We start from the raw sequence: 22,315 nt of genomic DNA, 5'->3' as shown, positions 1-22,315 counted from the left end.
AATATGTTAAATTTTATAAAAGCTTGTTTCTTTAAGAAATTATTAAGAAATTTGTAAAATAACTAATTCAAAAAACAAATTTAATATGAGATCAAAATTCAAATGGATTTTTTCGTTGCTGTTGGCTTTGTCAATGCAATTTGTGTTCGCACAAGAGAAAACTGTTACAGGTGTAGTGTCTGATGCCACAGGACCTTTGCCAGGTGTAAATGTTTTGGTGAGGGGTTCCAAAGTAGGAGTTCAAACTAATTTGGATGGAAAGTACTCCATCAAAGCGAAAACAGGAGATGTATTGCTGTTTTCTTTTGTGGGAATGACAGATGCTTCCAAAACGGTTGGGCCTTCAAATACAGTGAATGTTTCCCTACAAGATGGAGTAAGTTTGAATGAGGTTGTTGTTCAAACTAATTTGGGATACTTTTCAAAAGATTCAAGAAAGTTGTCTTCCTCAGTGTCTACAATTTCTGCAGATGAAATTGCAAAGCAATCTCCTGCTTTAACTATTCAGAATGCATTACAAGGACAGGCAGCAGGGGTACAAGTTACTGCTCAAAACGGTAAACCGGGAGCGGCTGCTTATGTTACAGTTCGTGGAGCTGTAAGTATTACAGGAGGTACAGCTGAAGCTATTTATGTAGTGGATGGTGCATTCGTGAGCGGAAGTGAAGCATCTGCTTTAAGTTCAAATGATATCGAGTCTGTTTCTGTACTTAAAGATGGAGCGTCTGCTGCAATTTATGGAGTACGTGGTGGAAATGGAGTTGTAGTTATTACCACGAAAAAAGGTAAAAATGCAAAAGGTAAGTTCCAGTTTAATAATTCGCTTGGATTTACTCAAAAAATTGATGACCCGTTTGATATGATGAATGCTGATCAGAAAATTCGTTATGAAGCCTTGATTGGTGCTGGTTCAACTGTTGGTAAAACAGCGGCTCAGTTGGCTTTGTTGCGTTCTTACGATCACAACTGGCAAGATGACTTACTGAAAAAGGGATTCGTTCAAAATAATAATTTTTCGTACTCAGGGGGTAATGATCAATTTACTAATTTTATGTCTATTGGTTATACTGAAGATAGTGGAATTATCGACAAGCTTAAAGGGTTCAATAGAATTACTGGAAGGTATAACAGTGAATACAAACCGAATGAAAGAGTTAAGTTTGGCTTCAATATAGGGGGGTCATACGAGAAATTTAATGATTCAAGAGATCGTAACAATGCCCAAAGTCCAATTAGAGCAATGTACGATTACAATCCTTATGAGCCATTTTTTGCAAGAGATGCTAATGGTAACGTAGTTAATGATGTACTTGGTAAACCAGTTTTTAATACAAGTTTACTTGCAGGTTTCCCTATTCAAGAGGCGATTGTTAATAATACTGAACAACGTCGTTTCTTTAGATTATATGGACGTCCATATGTTGAGTTAGGGATAGTTAAAGATTTGACCTTCAAAACCCAAATGAATATAAACTACGAAAGATATCAAAGGGAGTCTTTCGTAAAGCCATCTTCATTTTTGGATTTAATTGTTGGAGATCCTTCTGCTAGAGGTATAAAAACAGATAATGGATCGGATGGATTAGAGTATCAATTAACGAACAGTTTGAATTACAAATATAGTATCAATGGCAAGCACAATTTTGAGTCAACTGTATTATATGAATATTTTAAATCGAACTTTAGATCATATTCTTTAACTAGAAAAGGGTACGTAAATGGTGATTTGCCAACTGCAGGAACAGCAGTTGTTGGAGTTCCTTTTACTGGAAGAAATGAAAATGCTACTGTTTCTATTTTTGGTAACATCGATTACGATTTTGATGGCAAGTATTTAGTGTCATTATATGGAAGACGTGATGGTTCATCCGTTCTAGGAACAAACAATAAATACGCATTCGCTAAGGGAATCTCTTTAGGATGGAATGTTACCAGAGAATCTTTTATGAGTGATGTAAAATGGTTGAATAATTTAAAGTTGAGAGCATCATACGGAGAATTAAATTCAACTAATGGTATTGGTAGTTATACTGCTCAAAGTCTTTTTAGCACTTCACAATATGGAGGAGGTATTGGAACAATCTTGACAGGAAGCACAGTTGGTAACAATAATTTGAAGTTTGAAAAAGCGGAGAAATACGAAGTTGGTATCGAGGCTGCAGTATTGAACAATTGGTTGACTTTATCAAGTTCGATATTTCAAGATAAAAGAAATGATTTTATTTATAGTGATAATACTACTGTTGGTACTTCGTTTTCTGCGCTTATTAATGCAGGTGACTGGACTTCTAAAGGAGCTGAAATTGAGTTAAAAGCTTTTGCAATAAAAAATGAAAATACTACTTTGTCTTTTTATGTCAATGCCGCTGCTTTTGATAGAGAAATTAATGAGTTAAACCGTCCTGGAGATCCAAATAATCAGCTTTCAAGAGGATTGACATGGAATAAAGTAGGTCGTTCACCTGATGATTTCTTCCTTGTGCCTTATGCAGGAGTTAATCCTACTAACGGTCGTGCAATGTATACTAAGTTAGATGGGACAACTACAGATGTTTACAATGCTGGAGATAGAGTTTTTACTGGAAAAACTCCATATGCTAAGTACGAAGGTGGTTTTGGTATGCAATTTGCTTACAAAGGATTTGATATCTCTACTGATTTTGTATTCAAACAAGGCAATTATACTTACAATTACATGTGGCAAAATATGACTGCAGATGGTAATGCGCCAAATAGAAACCAAGCTGTCGCTGCCTTTGACTATTGGACTACAACTAACACTACTGCCTCTTTGCCTGCACCAAGACAATTATCAGGCATCAACTCTAACCTTGAGTCAGATCGTTTCTTAGAAGATGCAAGCTACATTAGATTTAGAAATCTTAATATTGGATATAAATTTACGAAGAAAGCATTCTCTAACTTACCGGTAGACGATATTAGAATATATACTCAAATGCAAAACTTATTTACATGGACTAAGTTCAATGGTGATCCAGAGGTAGGAATAGGTAGTGCTGAGAGTCAAACAGGGTTATTAGTTCCTGGACAATTTGCATTGTATTCTTATCCTACTGTTCAAACATTCCTTTTTGGAGTATCAATTAATTTATAATTAAAAAAATTATGAAAAAAATAATATATCTTGTTGCTTTATCTTTCGCATTAAATTCTTGCGATGATGAAGATATCACATTCGCACCTTACAATGCGATCAGTGAGTCCATTGTTTTACGTAATTCGACCGATTTTGAGAATATGTTAACTGGAGCGTACTCCTACATGATTAAAAATGGAGGTGACGGTGGTTATGGTACTGAGTTTGTTATTGACTCTGAAGTAATGACAGATAATCTAATTCTTAAAATAGAAGGGCGTCAGTCTAATGCTAATGGTTTTAGATTGCTTTCAGTGCCTAATAGTTCTCATTTTAACTATTATATCAGTGCATACAGAGCCGCAGAAACTGCTACTAGGATTATAGAAAATATTGAAATTATACCTCAAAATGCTGCTAGAGATAACATCGAAGGGCAAGCTCGTTTTATTAGAGCAATAAATAATTTTGATATGGTAAGAATTTATTCTAAAATCCCTACTCAAGCAGCTGACGCTAACGCCTCTTTAGGTATGTATTATCTAGATGTTGTTGCCCCTTTTTCTAAACCAACAAGGCCGACTGTTCAAGATACTTACAAGAAAGTAGTAGATGATTTGCTTATTGCTGCTGACAAAATTGGCACAACTAATACCGTTGCCTCAGGAAAGGCGTCAAAGGCTGCTGTTTATGCTTTATTATCTCGTGTGTATCTTTATTTAGGAGATTTCTCAAAGGTTATTCAATATGGAAATCTTGCTATTGCAGGTAATGCAGTTTGTCCTAGAACGGATTTTGTTAATCTATGGAAGGATACAGATATAAAAGCCCCTGGTGTTTTATTTAAACTTAGGATAGATCAAGTTGATGGTGTTACGCCTGGAGTTGTATACAATCAAACAGTAGCAAGTGGTATTCGTTCTGAATATGTTGTACCTAAGAGCTTTTCAGATTTATTTCAAACGACTGATATTAGAAAATCAGCATACATTGTTACTAGTCCGTTCAATAGTATTCCTTATAATCATGTTATTAAGTACCTTAGTCGTTTGACAGGTAACCCGGCTATAGTTGATATAAAAGTATTACGTGTAGAAGAAGTGTATTTGAACATGGCTGAGGCTCAGTATAGAATCAATGGTGGAGGTTTAGCATTTCTTGATGCAGTAAGATCTCAGAGATATTCTTCTTTTGTTTCAGGTAATGAGACTGGAGCTACCTTACTAAATGCTATTTTACTTGAACGAAGATTAGAGCTTGCTTTCGAAATGGACCGTTTCTTTACATTAAAAAGACTAGGTTTGGGAATGGTTAGAAATTCTGTTGAAGGAGATTATGCTAGCGGTGCTGGTACAAAAGTAGAAACTTCTGCATTAACTATTCCTGCAGGTAATTTTAAATGGCAACTTCCTATTCCGCAATCTCAAATAGATTTGAATAGTAATTTACAGCAAAATCCTGGTTACTAATTATTAAACATTAACATTTTAAAAAACCTCCCTATTTAACCATTTGGGAGGTTTTTTGTTTAAAGTGTTTTTATATAGTAGTTTATTGAAATTAATTCTTAATTTTTTATAAATGAAAAAAATTTTATTTTATATACTAATTTTTCAATTTTCTATTGCGCAGACCGTACAAGAACGAAAGATAATGATGCAGACCTATGACAATGAAAAAATTAATAGTTTTGTTCTTAAATTAGCAGAAGCCCAAAAGGAGCAAAAAAGTAAAATTCAAAGTTATAAGCTTCTATACAGATTGTTAGATTCTGAAACGAATTCACTTCAGCGTATTTATGATGGATTACCTTTTTTTTACACAATAGAAAATGATGCTTCTGTTGTTACCATTCGTGCAAATTCATTGCACCCAAATGGTGTTTTAGGTCTTAATTTGACTGGTATCGGAATAACTGCTGGTGTTTGGGATGGAGGTAAAGTCCGTGAGACTCATCAGGAGTTGGCTGGTTCAAAGATATCTTTTGGTGATGGAGCAATATCTCCTAGTGCCCATTCTACCCACGTTACTGGAACCATAGTGGGAATAGGAGTGGTGCCTAAAGCGAGAGGGTTCGCATATCAAGCGAAAGCAAAAACGTATTATTGGGATAGTGATGTTGAGGAAATGGCGAGTTTCGCAGGCGAAGGGTATTTAGTATCAAACCATTCATACGGGTATGGTATTTCTAATTCTTTTCCTAACGCGAGATTTGGTTATTATGATCAGACCTCATCCGACTTTGATAAAATTTCAGAGGTGTTTCCGTATTATCAAATAGTTGTAGCTGCGGGTAACTCAAGAAATAGCACTCATTCACAAATAAATGCTAAAGGTGGTTTTGATATGCTTACAGGAAGTGCAGTATCTAAAAATGCGATTGTAGTTGCGGCGGTTAATTCGGTTTCTAATTATACAGGCCCAGGAAGCATAACAATGAGTTCGTTTAGTAATTATGGACCTGCCGATGACGGAAGAATTAAACCAGATATCAGTGCAAAAGGTGTAGGGGTATATTCTTGTAATGGACCTAATGATAATACCTATGAGACGTTAAGTGGTACTTCAATGGCAGCTCCAGCAATCACAGGCTTAATTGTTTTACTGCAGCAGCATTATAACAATTTGAATGCTTCATTTATGAAAGCTGCAACAGCTCGTGGCTTGCTTTGCCATACTGCAGATGAAGCAGGTTTGTCAATAGGCCCAGATTATGAGTACGGGTGGGGCTTAGCTAATGGAGAAGAAGCTGCTAAATTAATTAGTTCAAAAGGGAAGACCTCACTAGTTTTAGAAAATACTTTAACGGATCAAGTAGTTTTTACAAGACAGATTTCTATTTCATCCCCTAGAGCTTTAAATGTTTCTATTGCATGGACTGATCCAGTTAAATTTGGTTCCGTCGTCACTCCTGTAGTTGAGGATAATAGAAATACGAATCTGGTGAATAATCTTGATCTTAAGATTATTGATGAGTCCGGCAGGGTATACTATCCATGGAAATTGATTCCTACTTCGATGAATAGCGCGGCAACTCAAGATTCTGACAATAATGTTGATAATATTGAAAAAGTATCAATTCTTAACGCTGCTGCTGGTAAATATACTATTCAGGTTACTAACAAAGGGAATTTATTAGCTGGTGTTCAAGATTATACATTGATTGCAAGCGGTTTGGATGATTTGACCTTGGCTACTAAGGATTACGGTAGAAATAGTATGATTAGAGTCTATCCTAATCCAGTGCAAGAAAATTTATCCTTCGATTTACCAGATTTCTTCTCTCCATTAGAAGTTGTTATTTATGACATCTCAGGTAGATTAATTCGAAGTATTAATTACGAAGAAGAAAATAATGTAAAGGTAGGAAACCTGAAACCAGGGGTCTATATCGTCAAGTTTATTAGTCAAGATAAGAGCCTACAAGTTAAGTTTATAAAAAAATAAATACTTTGGCACAAACTCAACCTTTAAAAAATATCCACTTACACTGGATGTTTTTTTTACAGTTAATTAGGTAATAGTATTTTAATAACAAAATAGTGGTGCCTATATCTAATTTGGACACTATTTTTGAAATAAGATATTTTTAGCTCAATTAGCTCCAATTTTACTAAGTAAATAAGAGAAGCTGTTTTATTGTAGAATAGTTTATATTTTAGTTTTTTATTTAGTGAGGCTGTTATCGAAAATTTTTGCTATCATTACCCTTTAACAAATGATGGATGCTAAACAATACCTTACAAGGCAGTATGTTAATTATACGATTTCGGTAGCTAAAAGTATTTTTTGAAGTCCCTTAAGCGGGTTTATTTGTTAAATAAAATCAATTCAATTAGTATAATCAGAAAAATATTATGTAATAACTCAAAAAAAGCATTCTTTTTTTATTCTTATAAAAGCCTTTTAATCAGCCATTAAATTGGCAGTTAAAAATTATTTAACGTTTGTTTAGAGTAATTCAAGTATGCGTAAATGAGAGTATTACAGAAGTGTAGGAATTCTTTTTTTATTTTGGATGGCCAGTCGCACTAAAATAATTCCGCTGGTTACCATTAAGGGTAAAACTATTACTAAATGTGCTTTGTTGATTATCAAAAAGAAATAGAGTACAACCGAGAGCAGATTAAATAAAACCAAATTATAGATCCCTTTTTGGCTCTTTTTCCAATAAAAATACAATAACCCTATTAAGGTTGGGTTAAACAACAAAATATTGTAGTTGTAACCCAGCTCAAGATGATCTGAATAAAACCCAATAAACGTAAAGAATAGTCCTATTGTTGCCATTAGAATAAGGTACAACAAATTGATACCCTTTTTGTTTATAAAAATGATTAGAGCAAGCAGTAAAAAATAGGTATACGGATTGTTCCACCAAGAGAAGGGAACTTCATTTTTGAATTCGATTATGGTTTTGTTTTCCGGTGCCAGCGGTCGGTTTTGAAAAAAAACTTTTTTTAGGCTTTTTTGCAATTCAAAGGGAAGAAATAATTGCGTGCCTAATTGATCTACTTTTTTTCCAAAAATGATACTTGTTCCTAGTTTCTCATAAAAATGACCGTCAAAATACGGACACAAAATAGTTCTGTAGGTGAGGTCAGTATCAGCATTTTTTACAATAGCGGTTGTGTCTAGTGTTTTGTTGATAATGGCAACAACCATCGAGGTGCAGTTTTTATCGATAAACTTATAGGTGTAATAACTTTCTCCTGATGCTAAGGATGTATTGAGGTTGTCAAACAGTTTTTGTTTTAAATGTTTAGGAATATTCAGCTCCTGCTCATAAACAGATCTTCTTTCGTACTGATATTGATTGATGAAATTTGGATAGGAATTTGCTACAGCAAAATACTGTAGGTCTCCTTTTATAAATTTCATCACGAAATTAGGGGTGTTAAAATCAAAAGCTCCATAATTATATACCACATCAATTGCATTTATTGTATCCTGAACGCGAATTGCCGTGTGGCCAAAAAGAGAATACGATTCATTGCCTGTTCCACAGGTTAGTACACTGACCTTCGTGTTTTTTGATAATTGGATGTTTTGTCCAAAACTACACGGTGCCGTTAAAAATAAAAACAGGAAGAAAATTATTTTTTTGAAAGAAGAGGTTTGCATTCGTTAGCTTTTAAAGGGTAATAGGGCGCTTATGTATTTAAAAAATAAATTTGCGTCCGCATTGATTGTATTTGTTTTCCAAAGATACTCAAAGAAACAAAAATGAAGCAGAAAGTTTGGTGGTTAAAATCAGAATTCATGTTTTCTAACGTATCGTGAACTTTTAAAAAATGGAATCATAATCCACAGCATTATTTGATTATAAAGGTTCTGTTAAATTAATTTCTGAACATTCCCAAATCTACTTTCACTGAAAAAATATTTGAGTATAAAGCGGTACTTTGATTGCCTAAATCGGTCAATGCATAGTCAATCTGAATGCCTTTGTATTTAAATCCCAAGCCAATATTAGGTTGGAAACCTACTCTTTTCGTCTGGTCTAATTGCTGTACATTTTGAAAATTACCCACTCCGGCACGAACGAAGACCAAATCAGTGTAGCCAAATTCCAGTCCTAAAGCGGGATCAATACTTATAAAATTAGTTGCAATTAAATCATTGGTTCTGGCAAAGCGCATATTCACATTGGCTGCACCCTGAATGCTGTAATCATACCGAATGATGAACCTTTTAGTAATACCCAATTGTGCTTTTGGGGCAGTAATTTCAGTGCTTTCCGGTAATTTTTGGTTTTCTTCAGGAATGGCACCAGCAATTTTTTTATATTCGTCTTCGTCAATATTCCACACGTTATACGTCGTTGTAATGTCGCGGAGCATTAGCCCAAATTGCCAGTTGTTTTTTTCGAATTGGATTCCGGCATCAAAACCAAATCCCCAAGAATTAGCAAATTTCCCGATGATTCGGCGAATCACTTTAGCGCTTATACCATATTGAAATCCGGGAACGGGTAGTTTTCTGGCATAGGAAAAGGTAAATCCATAATCAGCCGTAGAGAAAAGACTGATTCGGTTGTAGTCAATATTACCCTGACTATCGATTAATTCAGTGGTGTTTAATATATCATCAACTCCAAAACGTATTAATGAAATGCCCCAAGCACTGTGATCATCAATTGGGCTGGCGTAGGCCAAGTAATCGTATTGGGCAATATTTGCAAAATAATTAGCATGCATTACTGAAACCTGATGGTCTTCCAGATGAATCAGGCCAGCGGGATTCCAATATCCTGAATTGACATCTCTGGTTGAAGCCACGACAGTATTTGACATGCCCAATGCAGCCGCATCAACCCCGATATTCATGAATTCATTGGAGTATTTTCTAACCGCTTGGCCATACGTGAGGGTACTTGCCAAGAGGATTGCTACTAAAAAGCTTTTTTTTAAGGGCATCATTTTTACGAACTAAAAGTCTGTTTAATTTTCATCAAAAATATAATTTTTTACTGAGGATATTTCATTTTGCTGTTGAATTTAGTATTGCGGATCAATTTAGTGTGGATTAGTCCTGAATTTATTGGATCTTCTAGTTCCTTGAGCTGAAAAAATTATAGGTAACAATGGTCGTAAAGAATTAAACTAATACGCGGATAGTACTTGAAAAGTTTGTTTTTATTCATTTTTTTAGAATCATAGTAAATTACAAAAGGAAGAATACCTTTTTTACAGCTGTTGTTTGAATTATTTGTACATAATTTAGAAATGCCCCTTTCAGAGTTTTGAGTCCTTAAAAAGCTACTTGGCTGTAGCGGTTTAAATCTCTATTACAAAACGTACTTTTCATTCACTTATTATGTTAAATTTGCCATCTTTGTGTACTTAAACTTTATTATGATGACTATTAAAAAGCATATCCCGAATTTAATTACGTTACTGAATCTTTTTTGTGGGTGCATTGCGCTGGTATTTGCTTTTAATAAAGATTTTGAAATGGCCTTTTATTTTGTTTGTCTGGGTATATTTTTGGACTTTTTTGATGGTTTTTTTGCCCGATTATTCAGGGTGTCAAGTCCGCTTGGCTTGCAGTTGGATTCTTTGGCAGATATGGTGACCAGCGGAGTTGTCCCGGGTTTAGTGATGTTTCAAATGATGATTAGTCATGCAACAACAGCACCAGCAGGTTATTTGCAGTTTTTCCCTTATTTGGGTTTTGTAATTGCGTTGGGCTCTTGTTATCGTTTGGCTAATTTTAATATCGATACCCGTCAAACAGATTCTTTTATTGGTTTGCCAACGCCTGCCAATGCACTGTTTATTCTGAGTCTGCCGTTGGTTTTGAAATATACCGATTCTATATTTATTGTTGAACTATTGACCAACCCATGGTTTTTATTAGTGCTAACCGTATTGAGCGCCTTTATGCTAAATGCGGAAATTCCGTTATTTTCTCTGAAAATCAAGAAGTTCAGTTTCAAAGAAAACACCCTTCAAATTGTCTTTTTGATCTGTGCTTTTCTATTGTTGGTTTTCTTTCGCTATTTAGGAATTCCATTACTGATACTGTTTTATGTTTTACTGTCGGTTTTGAATAATAAAGTAGTCAAAAAGTAATTTTTGAATGAGAAAACAAACCGTACGAAGAAAAACTACCCTTGTCCGTAAACATAAGAAGAAAGCAACTGTTTTCTCCGGAAAGTTTTTACGCTATTCTATTGGTACTCTTTTAGTAGCACTGATGGCTGCTGTTGGATATCATTATAGAGATGGTTTAGCGTATTATTTTAGTTTTAAATCGGATAAAATTCTACAAGAAGAAACTGAAGCCAAGCGCATTTCTGATGTTCGAAATTTTCAGGTTTTAGAAAAACACGAAAGAAAAAGTATCGGTTTAGATGTTTCAGAATACCAAGGTAAAATCAGATGGACTTATGTGGATACTTTAGAAAATAAATATCCACTACATTTTGTGTTTATTCGCGCTACGGTTGGGAAAGACCGGAAAGACCGAAATTTTGAGCGGAACTGGCTGGGTGCCAAAGAAAATAAAATGATTAGAGGCGCCTATCATTATTATCGTCCTAACGAAAATTCAATTGAACAAGCCCAACTTTTTATCAAAACCGTCACCCTTCAAAAGGGAGATTTACCGCCAGTTTTGGATATTGAAAAATTACCTAAAAACCAGTCGATTGAAAATCTTAAATTAGGCTTGAAAAGGTGGTTAAATGCTGTAGAATCCCATTACGGGGTGAGGCCTATTATCTATACCGGCGAGCGCTATTACGATGATTTTTTGAAAGAGGAATTCGGCGATTATCTTTTTTGGATAGCCAATTATAATTTTTACAGGGAGGAAATAGCCAAAGACTGGTTGTTTTGGCAATTTACGGAGAAAGCTTCTGTTCCAGGAATAAATGGCAATGTAGATGTCAATATTTACAATGGAGATTTGGAGCAGTTGCGGTTTATTACTGTGGAATAATTATTTATTTTTCACTATGGAAAGGACTACAAATACAAAAAATGATAAGGCTCCAATCATAAAAAGTACCGATTTTGGACTAGCAAAGTTTATGGTGTTTCCCATCCAAGCAATTTTTTTAGGGGGCAAAATGCGTTTGTCTTTTTTGTTATAATAAAACAGGCCCAAGATCCAGTTGTCGGGGTCTTTACTCCATCTTTCTAATGTTTCTTGACTTGGTTTATCTTGATTTTTCATTTTTTTGATTTTTGATTTTCCATTCTCAAATAGGAACACTAAAAACGAAGCACTCTTTTAAAACTCCAACTTTCTTTTTCGTAACTCGAAATTTTGCCCCAGATACACACGACGTACCATTTCATCCTCAACTAATTCTTCTGGAATTCCGGCTTTAAGGATGCCACCTTCAAACATCAGGTAGGTTTTATCAGTGATGGCTAAGGTCTCCTGAACGTTGTGATCTGTAATAAGAATTCCGATATTTTTATTTTTTAATTGTGCTACAATTCGCTGAATGTCTTCAACGGCAACAGGATCGACACCGGCAAATGGTTCATCTAATAAAATGAATTTTGGATCTGTAGCCAGACAACGGGCTATTTCAGTTCTGCGGCGTTCACCGCCGGAAAGTAAATCCCCACGATTGGTTCTAATGTGTTCTAAACTAAACTCATCAATTAAACTTTCCATTTTTGCTTCTTGTTCCGCTTTGGATAATTTTGTCAATTGCAAAACACTTAATATATTGTCTTCGATGCTTAATTTTCTAAAAACGGAAGCTTCTTGAGCTAAATAACCAATTCCCTGCTGTGCCCTTTTATACATCGGGTAATCTGTGATGTTCAAATCATCTAGGAATATATTTCCGGAATTGGGTTTTACTAATCCCACAATCATGTAAAATGAAGTTGTCTTTCCGGCACCGTTAGGCCCCAAGAGTCCAACGATTTCGCCTTGATTTACCTCTACCGAAATGCCTTTGACAACACTGCGTCCTTTGTAGGTTTTGATTAGATTTTCGGCTCGTAATTTCATTTTTTTTGGTTTAATCGTTTAACGCATCAATAGTTTAATTGTTTAATCGTCAAATAAACGAATAAACAATTAAACGATAGAACTTCTTAACAAATTATTTTGTTGCGGTTTCCTCCAGTGCTTCCCAGAACTCATAGGCTCTGCGCAAATGAGGCACAACAATAGTTCCGCCAACAAGTGTAGCAATTCCCATCGCCTCCATCATTTCTTCTTTGGTGACACCTTCTTTGAAGCTCGTCTCCAAATGGTATTTTACGCAATCATCGCAGCGTAAAACGGCTGAAGCAACAAGGCCTAAAAGCTCTTTTGTTTTTACATCCAAAGCGCCTGGAGCATACGCATTGGTATCCAAATTAAAAATTCGCTTTACAATTTTATTATTGTCTGCCAATAATTTTTCGTTCATTTTCGAACGGTACTCGTTGAATTCATTTATGATATCAGCCATTTACTTTTTTTTGATTTTTTACAACTATTTTCGATATTAAGATACTTGCTTCATAGATTAACAACATCGGGATGGTTACAATTATTTGACTCACCACATCCGGAGGCGTTACAATTGCCGCTACTATAAGGATGATGACTACGGCATATTTCCAGTATTTCCTCAAAAAATCAGGGGTTACCAAGCCTAATTTAGTCAGGAAATAGATAATTATTGGTAATTCAAAAAACAATCCGCAAGCGATAACACTGGTTTTTACCATCCCAATGTAGGAATCAACGCTAAACTGATTTTTTACTACATCACTTATGGTAAATGTAGCAAAAAAGTTCATCGACATGGGGACAATTACGAAATAACCAAAAAGGACACCCATGAAAAAGAGCAAGGAGGAGGTGATCACAAAAAGCTTTGCGTGTTTTTTTTCGGTTTCATACAATGCTGGGCTTATAAATTTCCAGATTTCCCATAATACAAAAGGAAATCCCAATATAAAACCGGCGGTGATACAGGTCCAGATCAATACATTGATCTGTCCTTCCATATTGGTGTTTTGAATGATAAAAGCCATTTCGGTTACGCAAATACTATCAGCAAAACCCAAATAATGTGATAAATCACAAAAAGCACGGTAGGTAATAAAATTTGGATTGGTTGGTCCAAAGATGATAACGTCAAAAATATAGTCACTGATAAAAAATGTAACAGTGGCCAGGATTAATATAGCCACAGTACTTCGAACTAATAACCATCTTAATTCTTCAAGATGATCTAAAAAGGACATTTCGTTTAAGTTTTTCTTTGCCATTATAGTATTCCTTCTTTTAAAATGTCGTGTATATGTAAAACTCCTTTGTATTCGCCATGATCAACCACTACTAATTGGGTGATAGAAAAATCTTCCATTATGTTGAATGCCTCAACTACCATAGCTTCCGAAGAAGTCATTTTTGGGTTTTTTGTCATAATATCTTTTGCGGTTAAATCAGTGAAATTATCTCGTTCATTGAGCATTCTTCTTATATCTCCGTCCGTAATGATTCCGATTACCTTATGCTGATCTACAACTGCAGTGACGCCAAGACGCTTTTCTGAAATTTCGAAAATAACTTTCTTGATTGAAGCATCCGGAGTAACCATCGGTTTGAGACTGTGCTCTAACATATCTTTCACTTTGAGCAATAATTTTTTTCCTAATGCGCCCCCAGGATGGTAGACTGCAAAATCTTCCGGTTTGAAATCGCGCATTTCCATCAGGCAAACCGCAAGTGCATCCCCCATGACAAGTTGTGCGGTAGTGCTGTTTGTAGGCGCAAGATTGTTTGGACAGGCTTCGGAGGTGACGGTAGTATTCAATACAAAATCAGATCCTTTGGCAAGAAAAGAGGACGTATTTCCAGTAATGGCAATCAAGGTATTGCCAAAACGTTTCAATAACGGAACCAGTACTTTTATCTCCGGACTGTTGCCGCTTTTTGAAATACAAATAATCACATCGTCATTTTGTATCATTCCTAAATCACCATGAATGGCTTCGGAGGCATGAAGAAACAACGACGGAGTTCCGGTAGAGTTAAAAGTAGCCACCATTTTTTGGGCAATAATAGCGCTTTTTCCTATCCCTGTTACTACTAGTCTTCCGGCAGTATTATAGATGCTTTGTGTGGCACTAATAAAGTTTTCATCCAGAAAATCAGCGAGTTTTGCAATGGATTGGCTTTCCGATAAAATAGTTTTTTTGGCACTGGCCAATATATTTTCTGTAGTTATCAAAACTGAATAATTAAAATTTGTGTGTGTAAAAGAAATTTGTACCTTTAGATGATGCAAATTTATACAAAATACCACATAATAAAGAATGAATTCAAACGAAATTGAAATACACAAAGAATTAAAGAAATATTTTGGCTTCAGCCAATTTAAGGGATTGCAAGAACAAGTCATAAAAAGTCTGTTGAATAAGCAGAACACTTTTGTGATAATGCCAACTGGTGGGGGGAAATCACTTTGCTACCAGCTGCCAGCTTTAATTCAGGAAGGAACTGCAATAGTAGTATCGCCTTTAATCGCTTTGATGAAAAATCAAGTTGATGCCATTCGAAGTTTATCCTCAGAAAACGGGATTGCTCATGTTTTAAATTCCTCCCTGACCAAAACTGAAATTGCGCAAGTAAAAAAGGATATTACCTCTGGATTGACTAAGCTTTTGTACGTTGCGCCGGAATCGTTGACAAAGGAAGAATATGTCAATTTTCTAAAAACCGTACCCATTTCTTTCGTAGCCATAGATGAGGCTCATTGTATCTCAGAGTGGGGACATGATTTTAGACCAGAATACCGGAACCTGAAACACATCATAAAACAACTGGGTGATTTATCTATTATAGGACTAACGGCTACTGCTACTCCTAAAGTACAGGAAGACATTCTCAAAAACTTGGATATGTGTGATGCTACCACTTTTAAGGCATCCTTCAATAGACCCAATTTGTATTATGAAGTCCGTACTAAAACAAAAAACATTGAATCGGATATTATTCGGTTCATCAAACAGCATAAAGGCAAATCGGGTATTATTTATTGCCTGAGCCGTAAAAAAGTCGAGGCTATTGCCGAGGTGTTGCAAGTCAACGGGATAAGTGCCGTGCCATATCATGCGGGATTAGATGCTAAAACCCGTGCCAAACATCAGGACATGTTCCTTATGGAGGATGTCGATGTCGTAGTGGCCACAATCGCTTTTGGGATGGGAATAGACAAGCCGGATGTGCGTTTTGTAATTCACCATGATATTCCTAAATCATTAGAAAGCTACTATCAGGAAACAGGACGTGCCGGTCGAGATGGTGGTGAAGGCCATTGCTTGGCATATTACTCCTATAAAGATGTCGAGAAATTAGAAAAATTCATGTCCGGGAAACCCGTTGCAGAACAGGAAATTGGATTTGCTTTATTACAGGAGGTTGTGGCTTACGCCGAAACTTCGATGTCCAGAAGAAAGTTTCTGTTGCATTACTTTGGAGAAGAATTTGACGATGTCACGGGCGAAGGAGCAGATATGGATGACAACGTTAGAAATCCAAAAACAAAAACAGAAGCTAAAGCGGAAGTAGTACAACTGCTGGAAGTGGTGCGTGATACCAAACATTTATACAAATCAAAAGAAGTTGTTTTTACCTTGATTGGTCGTGTCAATGCAGTGATCAAGGCGCATAGAACGGATGCGCAGTCTTTTTTTGGATGCGGTTCAAAACACGATGAAAAATATTGGATGGCCTTGCTGCGACAGGTTTTGGTAGCTGGCTATTTATCAAAAGATATAGAAACTTATGGCATTGTCAAAATTACCGGCAAAGGACTGGATTTTATAAAAAAACCAAAATCCTTTATGATGTCGGAAGATCATCAATACAATGAGTCAGTCGATGAGGCTATTGTAACCGCATCAAAATCTACCGGAGTTGCAGATGAAGTTCTGATGGGTATGTTGCGGGATTTACGTAAAAAAGTAGCCAAAAAAGTTGGCGTTCCACCATTTGTGGTTTTTCAGGATCCATCACTAGAAGATATGGCTTTGAAATATCCGGTTTCTCAAGAAGAATTGATTAATATTCATGGGGTTGGAGAAGGGAAAGCCAAAAAATATGGAAAGGAATTTCTGGAATTAATCAGCCGCTATGTTGTAGAAAATGACATTACGCGTCCGGAAGATCTTGTCGTAAAATCGACAGGAGTCAATTCAGTAAATAAACTCTATATCATTCAGAATATTGACAGAAAATTATCGCTCGATGATATTGCTTCCGCAAAAGGGATTAAGATGGATGTTTTAATAAAAGAAATGGAACAAATTGTGTATTCTGGTACCAAGCTGAACATAAAATATTGGATTGACGACATGCTTGACGATGAACAACAAGAAGAAATTCACGAGTATTTCATGGAATCCGAATCGGATAATATTGAAGCAGCGCTCAAGGAATTTGACGGTGAATATGATCTTTGTGAATTGCGTCTGATGCGAATAAAATTCATTAGCGAAGTGGCGAATTAAAATAATTTTATGAAGTTTTTAAAAGTGTTTTTTGCTTTTTTAGTATCAGTCAGCTCATTTGCAACCGGTCAGGTTCCAGATTATTTAATTATCGAAAAAGATACTTTAGCCATACAATCAAATCCTTTAGAAGGGTATTTTAAAGATCATCCAATTCCAGAAAAATTAATAACTAACCTTTCCAGTGCCAATTGGAGAGGTTATGTTGCTTATTTTAAATTTATAGATGGAAAATTTGTTGTTGAAAACATTTATAAAGAAGATTATAAAGAAAATAGCAACGGTAAGACTGATTATTTTCTGACCTCTATTTATAAAGATGTTTTTGGGACAAATGTTACTTTTGAATGCAATTATTATTCGGGTTTATTAATATGTCCTTCAGGAAAAATAGTGCAATATGTCCATATGGGGTATAGTTCTCTTTTTGAAAACTACAATCTTATAGAAATAAAAAACGGAATCAATCTCAAATCCAAAAAATTGACTGCGGGAGAGTTTTATCAATTTAGAAGAGATTATTTTAAATACTTTAAACATACCGAAGAATATAAAATAAAGGCTAACGATTTTAAAGAAATATCGATGCAGTCCAATCTTTCTAGCGGGTCTTTTTTTATAGAGAATCCAGGTTTAGGAAGAAAAAACGAATCACTTAAGAAAAAAGAAGCCGAGTTTAAAACGGATAAGCAAGTTGATGCTTTTCTGTTTGCTTTTTTAAATGATTATATGAAAACAATAGAAATCCCAACAAATTAATAGTTATGAAAAAAAGATACCCATTTTTTAAAATAGTTGCTTTGGCAGTATTTTCAGTTTTAATTTTGAGTTTTACAATCGATAAAAAAGAGCAAGACGAGAAGCTGGTTGGTATTTGGAAAGGTTTTGAAAAAGATGGGCAAATAGAAGGAATTGAAAAACATTGGATTCAACAAAGATTTACTGACGGCACTTATGTAATAATGTTTACATCAAAGGAAGACTGTGAAGTCGAGACTTTTACCGAAAAAGGGAAATGGTGGACCGAAGAGGGTAAATTTTACGAGTCTTCAGAAAGTACTAACGATATAGATGTTTATAATTATGAAGTCAAAAATGATGAAGTCGTTGAATTTAAAAGTATACGGCTGTCTGGGGAAAACAATGATACCTATATATTTAGTGATTACAAACTTGATTTAAAGTGATGTAAGGTTCTATGATTAGGCTTAAATTTTGATAACAACCGTTGTTTTGATTTTTTTGTACATTTAGACCTTCGGCTTTATGACTTTAGACTGTAAATAATTCTCCACGATGCGGTTTCAAAGCATCTCGTACCTGAATCATGTTTTCATCGGTGACCACCATAAAAGCAATGGCAAGCATTTCGCTTTGGATTTCGAACCCAGTGATATTCAATGGCAATTTTTCAATAGCGATGTATTCTTTTAAATGGATTTCATGGTGTTCGGCAGTTTTTGCGGAAGCTGGCCCACGGAAATCCCATATCAATTTTATTTTTCTGGACATTTTTCCTTAAGATTAATCGGTTAATGGTTTAACTGGGTAACTGTTTTAGCATACAAAGTTACAACCTCTAATTCGAAAACTAGTCAATTTTAAAAATTGAAAACGGATTCTGTTTTCTACAAGAAGAAGTCAGTACAAAATACTACTTTTGTACGTGGATTATTTTGACATTTTAAAAGTCAAATAATCTGAAAATCGAATAATCTAAAAAAATGCCTCAAGAACTCTTATTACAAGTATCCCCGGAAATTGCAGCAAATGATTTGTTGCTAAAAAATCATTTATCAAAACAAATTACCGTTTCTGTAAATGAGATTCAGCATGTTTCTATTTTAAAGAGGTCGATCGATGCCCGCCAAAAAGCCATTAAAATCAATCTTAAAGTTGTGATTTATTTAAAAGGAGAGCTTTTTCAAGAGCAAAAAACACAACTTCCGGAGTATAAAAATGTTTCCTCAGCTCAAGAAGTAATTGTTGTTGGTGCCGGACCCGCCGGACTTTTTGCTGCTTTGCAATTGATCGAGTTAGGGTTAAGGCCTATAGTTATCGAGCGTGGAAAAGACGTTAGGGGCAGACGAAGAGACTTGAAAGCCATCAATCTCGATCATGTAGTCAATGAAGATTCCAATTATTGTTTTGGCGAAGGCGGTGCCGGAACCTATTCAGACGGGAAGTTGTATACGCGTTCTAAAAAAAGAGGTGATGTAACGCGTGTCTTGGAATTGTTTGTCGCTTTTGGAGCCTCTGAAGATATTCTGATTGAGGCGCATCCGCATATTGGAACAAATAAATTACCTCAGATTATTCAGGACATTCGAGAGAAAATCATCGAATGTGGTGGACAGGTTTTATTTGAAACCCGATTGACCGATATTTTATTAAAAAATAATGAAGTTCAGGGTGTTATTACTCAAAACGGCGACACCATTCTTGCCAATAAACTCATTTTGGCTACGGGACATTCAGCTCGTGATATTTTCGAATTGTTAGACCGAAAAAAGATTTTTATCGAGGCCAAACCTTTTGCCTTGGGCGTGCGGGCAGAACATCCGCAATCTTTGATTGACAGCATTCAGTACAGTTGTGATTACCGTGGGGAGTTTTTACCTCCCGCTCCGTATTCTATTGTGAAACAAGTAGGAGGCCGGGGAATGTATTCCTTTTGTATGTGTCCTGGCGGCGTGATTGCTCCTTGCGCCACGAGTCCCGGCGAAGTGGTTACTAATGGTTGGTCCCCATCCAAAAGGGATCAGGCTACTGCTAATTCGGGAATTGTAATTGAATTGCAACTGGAGGATTTTAAACCTTTTGCTAAATTTGGTGCTTTGGCCGGAATGGAATTCCAAAAAAGTATCGAGCAACGCGCTTGGCATTTAGCTGGCGAAAGCCAAAAAGTGCCAGCACAACGCATGATTGATTTTACACAAAACCGAGTTTCATCGGATATCCCAAAAACATCGTATGTTCCCGGAACTACTTCGGTAGAAATGGGACAGGTTTTCCCCGATTTTTTAACGCAAATATTACGGGAAGGATTTACTGAATTTGGAAAATCAATGCGAGGTTATTTGACTAATGAAGCCGTGCTTCATGCGCCAGAATCCAGAACGTCATCCCCGGTGCGTATTCCCAGAGATCCCTTGACCTATGAACATGTTCAAATAAAAGGGCTGTATCCTTGTGGAGAAGGCGCAGGTTATGCAGGCGGAATTATTTCTGCCGCTATTGATGGCGAGAAATGTGCGTTGATGATTGGAGCGATTTTAAACCAAAAATAATCTGAATAGGAATTTAGGTTTTACTACAGATTTTCCAGCTTTGAAATAAACTTCACTAATTGCCACCAATATCAATTATTATTAATTGGCATTGGTGGCTTATACTTGGAATTGCAGCCGTGCCAACTTTAAGTTTTCCCACTAAATCTAACCAGTTTTTTATAGCGTTCTTTATTTCTACTTTCAATGAATTTGAAAAAGTTAAAAAAAAAGAATTAATCCCCAAAATAAAAGGGATATAATATTCAGATTTTTGGCTTATTTAGGAAGTTTAGTAGTTGATTAATTAATGTCAACAAGATGGGTATTATCTGTTTTTGACAGCAACGGCAATTTTTGAATCAGCCGTTCCATAATACAAGAACCATTGTTTTTTAAAGTAAACTAATCCTTCTACAAAACAAACCTCATTTACTTCGCCTGTTTTTTCATAAGGCTTGTCCGGATGAAGGAAATAACTATCCATTCGGTCTATTAATTTATAGGGCTTTTCTTTGTCAAATAGCGCCTGGCTTGCTGCATAAGTGAATTTAGGTAAACTTGAATCATTATAATTTTCGGCATTACTTCCGTTGTAAATCAGCACGATACCTTGCTTTTGAAGTAATGCAAAAGGACCGGGTTCTACTAAACGACTATCAAAATACCCCATTCTGGGATGTAAAACAGTAATCATTTTTTTGTTTTCATTATTTTCGGCTACTTCCCAATGGATGAGATCTTCAGAGGTTGCTATATACAAATCAGTATCCCCAAAATACATCCAGTATTTGCCTTTAATTTTTGTAGCTATGATTTTATCTTTGTATAATTTGCAAACTATAGCTCCGGATTTTGACCACAAGTCTTTGTATTTTTCTTCCCTTAATACTAAACCGTGTTTTGTCCATGTTTTTAAATCTTTTGAACTGGCTAAACAAAGACGCGCAGTTTTACCATCATAGGATGTGTAAGTCATAATGTAAGTCCCATTCTCGCTTTCTATAATTCTAGGATCTTCAACACCTCCTTTCCATTCGTATTGTTTCATCGTGTCGTTGTCCGGATAGAATATTGGTGTGGGTTGTTTTTTAAAGTGCAGTCCATCATCGCTGATAGCTAGGCCTAATCTTGATGTCATGTCTTTGTCTTGCGCTCTGTAGATGAGGTATACTTTTCCGTCTTTGACAATAGCGGATGGATTAAGAACATTTCGTTCTTCCCAGTGGACTTTTTTGTTGCTTATTGGAGATTGAAAAACAGGATGTAACTGTGGTTCTAAAATAGGGTTTAGGCTATCTACTTTTACAAAGTCGAGCATCGCCCAATCCTTACTTTTACTTTGTGATTTATAGATAGAATTACCGCCGCAACTCAGTAGGATAAATGCGAATATGAGCATGATGGTTAGTTTCATAATGGTTATATAAATATGGTTTTAAGTATTCTTGAAGGAGTTTATGATTCCTAGCGTTATTTAGTATTTATTTGTCTCCAATAGGTGTGAAAGAGTCTTGTACGGTAAAGTTGCATCTATTTTATTAAATAACAATTCTCTTTTTGAAGTTACTATGATTTTAATGCTTTTAAGATGGTTTTTTCACATGTATTCGGCTCATAAGATGAAATTGTTTGGCTTATTTTTTTGTTACAAAAGGCAACCAATTCAAATAAAGCTCTCTGTTTCTTGATTTCAACCCGCAACTCATGGAAAGTTTTAACAGTATAGGAGTCAGACGTTTTTTATAAGACGAGGTTCTACGCCCTTTTTGGTATTTAAAATAGGTTTCAAGTGCTTTCATTTTACAGCTTTTTAGTTGGCAATTTTCCTAGAGATTTCTTTTGAATATGTTTAGTGTTTCCTTGACAGAATCAACTTTTAAGATGCAGACATAAATTTACTAAAAATCGTTAAAAAAAAACAGGTTAAGTTGCTTTAAATAAATCATTTGAATATTATTTTT

19 protein-coding genes are annotated in these 22,315 nt (G+C 35.5%); 9 read left to right on the top strand and 10 right to left on the bottom strand.

The features are described 5' to 3' along the window. The first annotated feature begins 85 nt into the window (after nt 1-85). The 3 genes from EKM05_RS10920 to EKM05_RS10910 all read left to right on the top strand — a co-directional run bounded on the left by EKM05_RS10920 (nt 86) and on the right by EKM05_RS10910 (nt 6,544). Nucleotides 86-3,115 (top strand): SusC/RagA family TonB-linked outer membrane protein, encoded by a 3,030-nt coding sequence (locus tag EKM05_RS10920; protein ID WP_126555184.1) that lies wholly within the window; start codon nt 86-88, stop codon nt 3,113-3,115. A gap of 11 nt (nt 3,116-3,126) precedes the next feature. Continuing rightward, nucleotides 3,127-4,566, top strand: coding sequence for a RagB/SusD family nutrient uptake outer membrane protein (locus EKM05_RS10915; protein ID WP_126555181.1), 1,440 nt, complete (start codon nt 3,127-3,129; stop codon nt 4,564-4,566). A gap of 112 nt (nt 4,567-4,678) precedes the next feature. Next, nucleotides 4,679-6,544: a S8 family serine peptidase gene (locus EKM05_RS10910; RefSeq protein WP_126555178.1), complete on the top strand. Its 1,866-nt coding sequence runs from the start codon at nt 4,679-4,681 to the stop codon at nt 6,542-6,544. Nucleotides 6,545-7,081: 537 nt separating this feature from the next. On the opposite strand, the gene EKM05_RS10905 is transcribed toward EKM05_RS10910, so the two are convergent. Together EKM05_RS10905 and EKM05_RS10900 are read right to left on the bottom strand one after the other, a co-directional pair. Beyond that, a complete protein-coding gene (locus tag EKM05_RS10905; protein ID WP_126555175.1) occupies nt 7,082-8,221 on the bottom strand; it encodes a DUF4105 domain-containing protein in 1,140 nt (379 codons plus the stop codon). A 218-nt stretch (nt 8,222-8,439) separates the two neighbouring features. Beyond that, nucleotides 8,440-9,426, bottom strand: coding sequence for a PorV/PorQ family protein (locus EKM05_RS10900; RefSeq protein ID WP_126555206.1), 987 nt, complete (start codon nt 9,424-9,426; stop codon nt 8,440-8,442). Nucleotides 9,427-9,957: 531 nt separating this feature from the next. On the opposite strand from EKM05_RS10900, the gene EKM05_RS10895 reads away from it, so the two are divergent. Both EKM05_RS10895 and EKM05_RS10890 read left to right on the top strand, forming a co-directional pair. Next, nucleotides 9,958-10,674, top strand: a complete 717-nt coding sequence (locus EKM05_RS10895; RefSeq protein WP_126555203.1) for a phosphatidylcholine/phosphatidylserine synthase — start codon at nt 9,958-9,960, stop codon at nt 10,672-10,674. A 7-nt stretch (nt 10,675-10,681) separates the two neighbouring features. Further along, nucleotides 10,682-11,545, top strand: a complete 864-nt coding sequence (locus tag EKM05_RS10890) for a glycoside hydrolase family 25 protein (protein WP_126555172.1) — start codon at nt 10,682-10,684, stop codon at nt 11,543-11,545. Here the strand turns inward: EKM05_RS10890 and EKM05_RS10885 are convergent, their stop codons facing one another. The 5 genes from EKM05_RS10885 to EKM05_RS10865 all read right to left on the bottom strand — a co-directional run bounded on the left by EKM05_RS10885 (nt 11,546) and on the right by EKM05_RS10865 (nt 14,801). After that, on the bottom strand, nt 11,546-11,782 hold the full coding sequence (locus tag EKM05_RS10885; RefSeq protein WP_126555169.1) for a DUF5808 domain-containing protein: 237 nt from the start codon (nt 11,780-11,782) through the stop codon (nt 11,546-11,548). Between the two features lie 57 nt (nt 11,783-11,839). Beyond that, complete coding sequence (lptB, locus tag EKM05_RS10880; RefSeq protein WP_126453458.1) at nt 11,840-12,580, bottom strand: LPS export ABC transporter ATP-binding protein; 741 nt, start codon at nt 12,578-12,580, stop codon at nt 11,840-11,842. A gap of 94 nt (nt 12,581-12,674) precedes the next feature. Next, on the bottom strand, nt 12,675-13,028 hold the full coding sequence (locus EKM05_RS10875) for a carboxymuconolactone decarboxylase family protein (protein WP_126453460.1): 354 nt from the start codon (nt 13,026-13,028) through the stop codon (nt 12,675-12,677). Next, nucleotides 13,021-13,836, bottom strand: a complete 816-nt coding sequence (gene tatC / locus EKM05_RS10870; protein ID WP_126555166.1) for a twin-arginine translocase subunit TatC — start codon at nt 13,834-13,836, stop codon at nt 13,021-13,023. The genes EKM05_RS10875 and tatC overlap by 8 nt, the downstream gene beginning before the upstream one ends. Then, entirely contained in the window at nt 13,836-14,801 is a 966-nt protein-coding gene (locus EKM05_RS10865; protein WP_199740693.1) for an SIS domain-containing protein, read from the bottom strand. The genes tatC and EKM05_RS10865 overlap by 1 nt, the downstream gene beginning before the upstream one ends. Before the next feature lie 85 nt (nt 14,802-14,886). Here EKM05_RS10865 and EKM05_RS10860 point away from each other — a divergent pair, with 85 nt between their 5' ends. From EKM05_RS10860 to EKM05_RS10850, 3 genes are read left to right on the top strand one after another with little or no spacing between them, the layout of a single operon-like run. Continuing rightward, complete coding sequence (locus EKM05_RS10860; protein ID WP_126555163.1) at nt 14,887-17,082, top strand: ATP-dependent DNA helicase RecQ; 2,196 nt, start codon at nt 14,887-14,889, stop codon at nt 17,080-17,082. 9 nt (nt 17,083-17,091) lie between these two features. Continuing rightward, entirely contained in the window at nt 17,092-17,841 is a 750-nt protein-coding gene (locus EKM05_RS10855) for a hypothetical protein (protein WP_126555160.1), read from the top strand. 5 nt (nt 17,842-17,846) lie between these two features. After that, nucleotides 17,847-18,269, top strand: a complete 423-nt coding sequence (locus EKM05_RS10850; RefSeq protein WP_126555157.1) for a hypothetical protein — start codon at nt 17,847-17,849, stop codon at nt 18,267-18,269. An 85-nt stretch (nt 18,270-18,354) separates the two neighbouring features. Here the strand turns inward: EKM05_RS10850 and EKM05_RS10845 are convergent, their stop codons facing one another. Beyond that, nucleotides 18,355-18,594, bottom strand: coding sequence for a hypothetical protein (locus EKM05_RS10845; protein ID WP_126462062.1), 240 nt, complete (start codon nt 18,592-18,594; stop codon nt 18,355-18,357). A 212-nt stretch (nt 18,595-18,806) separates the two neighbouring features. Here EKM05_RS10845 and EKM05_RS10840 point away from each other — a divergent pair, with 212 nt between their 5' ends. Next, a complete protein-coding gene (locus tag EKM05_RS10840) occupies nt 18,807-20,372 on the top strand; it encodes an NAD(P)/FAD-dependent oxidoreductase (RefSeq protein ID WP_126555154.1) in 1,566 nt (521 codons plus the stop codon). A 307-nt stretch (nt 20,373-20,679) separates the two neighbouring features. Here the strand turns inward: EKM05_RS10840 and EKM05_RS10835 are convergent, their stop codons facing one another. Further along, nucleotides 20,680-21,768: a glycoside hydrolase family 130 protein gene (locus EKM05_RS10835; RefSeq protein ID WP_126462068.1), complete on the bottom strand. Its 1,089-nt coding sequence runs from the start codon at nt 21,766-21,768 to the stop codon at nt 20,680-20,682. Nucleotides 21,769-21,988: 220 nt separating this feature from the next. Beyond that, a complete protein-coding gene (locus EKM05_RS14420; protein WP_156063255.1) occupies nt 21,989-22,153 on the bottom strand; it encodes a hypothetical protein in 165 nt (54 codons plus the stop codon). Nucleotides 22,154-22,315 lie beyond the last annotated feature (162 nt).

Source organism: Flavobacterium sp. GSP27, from assembly GCF_003970395.1.
Lineage (GTDB): Bacteria > Bacteroidota > Bacteroidia > Flavobacteriales > Flavobacteriaceae > Flavobacterium.
The sequence above is the reverse complement of the archived record's forward strand: the minus strand, read 5'-3'. Positions and strand labels throughout refer to the sequence as shown.